Source organism: Mesorhizobium sp. M1E.F.Ca.ET.063.01.1.1, assembly GCF_003998155.1.
In the GTDB taxonomy this organism is placed as follows: Bacteria; Pseudomonadota; Alphaproteobacteria; order Rhizobiales; family Rhizobiaceae; genus Mesorhizobium.
Genome location: NZ_RZSC01000625.1, coordinates 1 through 3466, shown reverse-complemented (window position 1 = coordinate 3466; position 3466 = coordinate 1). Strand labels below are relative to the sequence as shown.

The 3466-nt window shown below is 64.4% G+C and carries 5 protein-coding genes; 1 reads left to right on the top strand and 4 read right to left on the bottom strand.

The window, feature by feature from the left end; all coding sequences use genetic code 11:
* Positions 1-533: NAD kinase (locus EOA29_RS29425; protein WP_127221977.1), on the bottom strand; the 533-nt coding region annotated here is incomplete at its 3' end.
* 252 nt (positions 534-785) lie between these two features.
* On the opposite strand from EOA29_RS29425, the gene EOA29_RS29420 reads away from it, so the two are divergent.
* Positions 786-950 carry a hypothetical protein gene (locus EOA29_RS29420; RefSeq protein WP_245464688.1) on the top strand — a complete coding sequence of 55 codons (165 nt, stop codon included), beginning with the start codon at positions 786-788 and terminating at the stop codon, positions 948-950.
* A gap of 29 nt (positions 951-979) precedes the next feature.
* Here the strand turns inward: EOA29_RS29420 and EOA29_RS29415 are convergent, their stop codons facing one another.
* The 3 genes from EOA29_RS29415 to EOA29_RS29405 form a co-directional block, all read right to left on the bottom strand.
* The gene (locus EOA29_RS29415) at positions 980-1741 is read right to left on the bottom strand and encodes an MBL fold metallo-hydrolase (RefSeq protein ID WP_126094144.1); all 762 of its coding nucleotides are present in this window, start codon (positions 1739-1741) and stop codon (positions 980-982) included.
* A 3-nt stretch (positions 1742-1744) separates the two neighbouring features.
* Positions 1745-2809, bottom strand: a complete 1065-nt coding sequence (locus EOA29_RS29410; RefSeq protein ID WP_126094143.1) for an ABC transporter ATP-binding protein — start codon at positions 2807-2809, stop codon at positions 1745-1747.
* A partial coding sequence (locus tag EOA29_RS29405; RefSeq protein ID WP_145969856.1) for an ABC transporter permease occupies positions 2806-3466 on the bottom strand: 661 nt, incomplete at its 5' end. The genes EOA29_RS29405 and EOA29_RS29410, both read right to left, overlap by 4 nt.

Here is a 3466-nt window from a genome sequence, read left to right as displayed (position 1 = left end):
GTCAGCGCCAGAAGCGGCGCGTCGAGCGGCAGGATCGGTCCGTGCGCCGACAGGTTGTAGGCGGTGGAGCCTGCCGGCGTGGCAATCATCACGCCGTCGCAGTTCAACTCCTCCAGCCGCACCTGCTCGTCCACGGTGATGCGGATCTTTGCCGTCTGATAGGACTGGCGCCAAAGCGCCACTTCGTTGATCGCCAAAGCCGAAACGGGTTCTCCGTCACGCGTGACCGCAACCATTTCCAGCGGGCGGATCGTTTCGGGCACCGCGCGCGAAATGCGCTCCTCGAGGCCGCCGGCGCGATATTCGTTCATCAGGAAGCCGATGGTGCCACGGTTCATGCCGTAGACCTTCTTGCCGCTGCTCATCGTGTCGCGCAGCGTCTGCAGCAGGAAGCCATCGCCGCCGAGCGCGACAATGATATCGGCCTCGGCGACGGGTATCTGCCCATAGCGCGCAGACAGGCTCTGCAGCGCCGCGCGGGCGTCACCAGTGTCCGAAGAGACGAAGGCGAAACGGCTGGTTTCTTTGCTCATGGATCCCGAACGGCGACCGCGACCGCCTGCTGGCCGCGGGCGACGGCGTAGCATGCGCCGCCCTCATCTGCAAAGGGCGGCATGCCATGCCGTGCGAACGGAAGGACGGCCCTCGCGCTTCGTGACAGGCGTGCAATGAATGTGATGGCTGAGATGGTTAAGACCGAGCTTAAACACTCGTAAAGCCGGATCAGCCATGTTAGCCGGCAGTGGATGGGTTGGCGGGGGCTGGCCAGTCGAGAGACCTGTCTATTGCCGGTAACGCGCCTGATCATAGTCTTCCTGATGATGGGAAGTTTCGCGCTGATGTTCGCCGAACTGGTGCGCCAATCGGAAGAGATGAGCCTGCGGCCGCAGCCTGCGGCCTCCCGCTGCGGCGATGCCGCCGGGACGCCCTGCCCGCAAAGGGCGCTTTAACCCAGCATCACAAAATCGGGTCTGATCGTTCACCTGCTCTGCTTCAGGTGGCAGCCGGCCTTGCGCTTGTGCGCCAGATACTCATCGATAAGTTGCCGATAGCGCACCTTGCCGAAGCTCGGAAAATGGCCGCCATGGACGACCGAGACATCGAGGTCGCGCATGGCGAGCAGCGTCTCGACATAGTCCTCGATATCGGAGTGATAGACGTCGTCGATCAGCGGCCCCTCATAGACGATGTCGCCGGACAAGAGGATGCCGGTCTTCTTCTCGTTGAGCGCGATACCGCCGGGCGAATGTCCAGGCGTGTGGATGACCTCGAAGGCGCGGTCGCCGAGATCGACGACATCGCCATGCTCAAGCAGCCGGCCGGCTGGGGCGGGCAGGATATGGTAGCGCGCCGTGTCCCAGCCTTCCGGCGCACCATCGAACATCTCTTCGTTGGCGTAGCGGTCGGCGACGGTCGATTCGTTGCGCGGGTCGGCGAGGATTGCCGCTTCGGCGGAATGCACGCAGCGATCCGGAAATTCGTGATGGCAGCCGATGTGGTCGAAATGCGTGTGACTGGCGACGCAGACGAGCTTGCGCTCGCTCACCAGCGGCACATGCCGTCTCAGACTGAAATGGCCGAGGCCTGTATCGAACAGCAGATCGCGGTCTCGCCCGCGCACATGCCACATGTTGCAGCGAAAGAATGGTTTTATCCATGGCTCGTGGATGAGCGTGACGCCGTCGCCCATGCGGATGGTCTCGTACCAGTCCGGAGCCTCGATGACCGGAAGCATGCTCATTCTTCAGTCCGCCAGCAGGATGATGTCTTGAGCGTTGCACGAAACCGCGATCGTGTCGCCTGCCCGGACGGTGGCCGATGCCGGAGCCTTGGCGATGAATTGCAATGCAGGATCCCGCGTCGAGGCGGCCAGCACGCGCTTGAAGCTGCCCTGGAAGACGACGTCGCTGACCTTGGCTGTGCCCAGCGCGACATCGGCTTTCGTCTCGCCGAGGACGAGGTGCTCGGGCCGGATGGCTAGAGCAACGCCGGCGCCGGCAGGTGAGGCGCCGGGCAGCGAGATCGGCCCAGCCGAGGTCGAGGCCGTGACGATCCCGTTCTTCGCCTCGGTCACGGTTCCTGCAAGGATGGTGCTCTCGCCCATAAAGGTGGCCGAGAAGCGCGTCTTCGGCCGCGCATAGACCCGCTCCGGCGCGCCTTCGTCCTCAATGCGGCCGTCATTCATCACCACGCAATGGTCGGCGAGCGCCATCGCTTCCTCCTGGTCGTGGGTGACATGGACGAAGGCGGTGCCGACGCGCTTCTGGATGGCCTTCAGCTCGTCCTGCATCTGCCGGCGCAGTTTGAGATCCAGCGCGCCGAGCGGCTCGTCGAGCAGAAGCACGGCCGGTTCGATGACCAGCGCGCGGGCCAGCGCCACGCGCTGCCGCTGGCCGCCGGACAATTGATGCGGCTTCTTGTCGAAGGCGGCCGCCAGCCCGACGAGAGCCAGCGCTTCGCGCGCCTTGGCCGCCCGCGTCGCGCCGTCGACGCCCTGCATGCGCAGCCCGAAGCCGACATTGCCGCCGACGCTCATATGCGGAAACAGCGCATAGTCCTGGAACACCGTCGTCGTCGGGCGCTTGGCGGGCGGCACGGACGTGCAGTCCTCGCCGCGGATGAACACCTTGCCCTCGCTGGGTGTCACGAAGCCGCCGAGGATGGAAAGCAGCGTCGTCTTGCCGGAGCCGGACGGCCCGAGCAGGATGGTGTAGCTGCCGGGCTCGATGGCAAGAGAGACGTTCTTCAGCACCGGAAGCTGGCCGAAGCGATGCGAGACGTTGCGGATGTCGACGAGGGGCGCGCTCATGCCGGCTTTCTTCGCAGCAGGGTCAATTCGAAAAACACCACCAGGACGATGGAGACGGCAAAGACCAGCGAGCCGACGGCATTGGTCTTGGGATTGAGGCCGGAGCGCAAGAGGTTCCAGATCTCGACGGGGAGCGTCGTCTCGAAACGGGTGAGCAGGAAGGAGATGACGAACTCGTCCCAGGAGAAGGTCATCGACAGGAAGAAGCCGGCGAAGATCGCCGGCGCCATCACGGGCACCGTGATCATGAGCAGCACCTTCCATTCGGCCGCACCCAGGTCGCGTGCGGCGCGCTCGATGTTGATCTGATGATCGCCCATCTGGCTGTAGATGATGGCAAAGCAAAGCGGCAGGTTGATCACCACATGGCCGATGCCGGCGGCTAAAAGCGATTTCGGCACGCCGGCCCAGTTGAACAGCACCAGCAGCCCCATGCCGATGATGAGATAGCTGACGGTGAGCGGCAACGTGATCAGCCCGCGTAAGATGGCCGAGCCCGGCAGCACGAAGCGCGCGAACCCCCAGGCGGAGAGGAAGCCGAGCGTGACGGAGGTGAGCGAGGACAGCACCGCCACCAGCAGCGAATTGACCAGCGCCGAGGTGAGCCGCGTATCGGACAGCACCGCTTGGTACCAGCGCAGCGACGGGCCGGTGAAG

Excerpts from the sequence above, each read along its gene's own strand:
- EOA29_RS29415 (WP_126094144.1), bottom strand. The coding sequence starts at position 1,741 with ATGAGCATGCTTCCGGTCATCGAGGCTCCGGACTGGTACGAGACCATC.
- EOA29_RS29410 (WP_126094143.1), bottom strand. The coding sequence starts at position 2,809 with ATGAGCGCGCCCCTCGTCGACATCCGCAACGTCTCGCATCGCTTCGGC.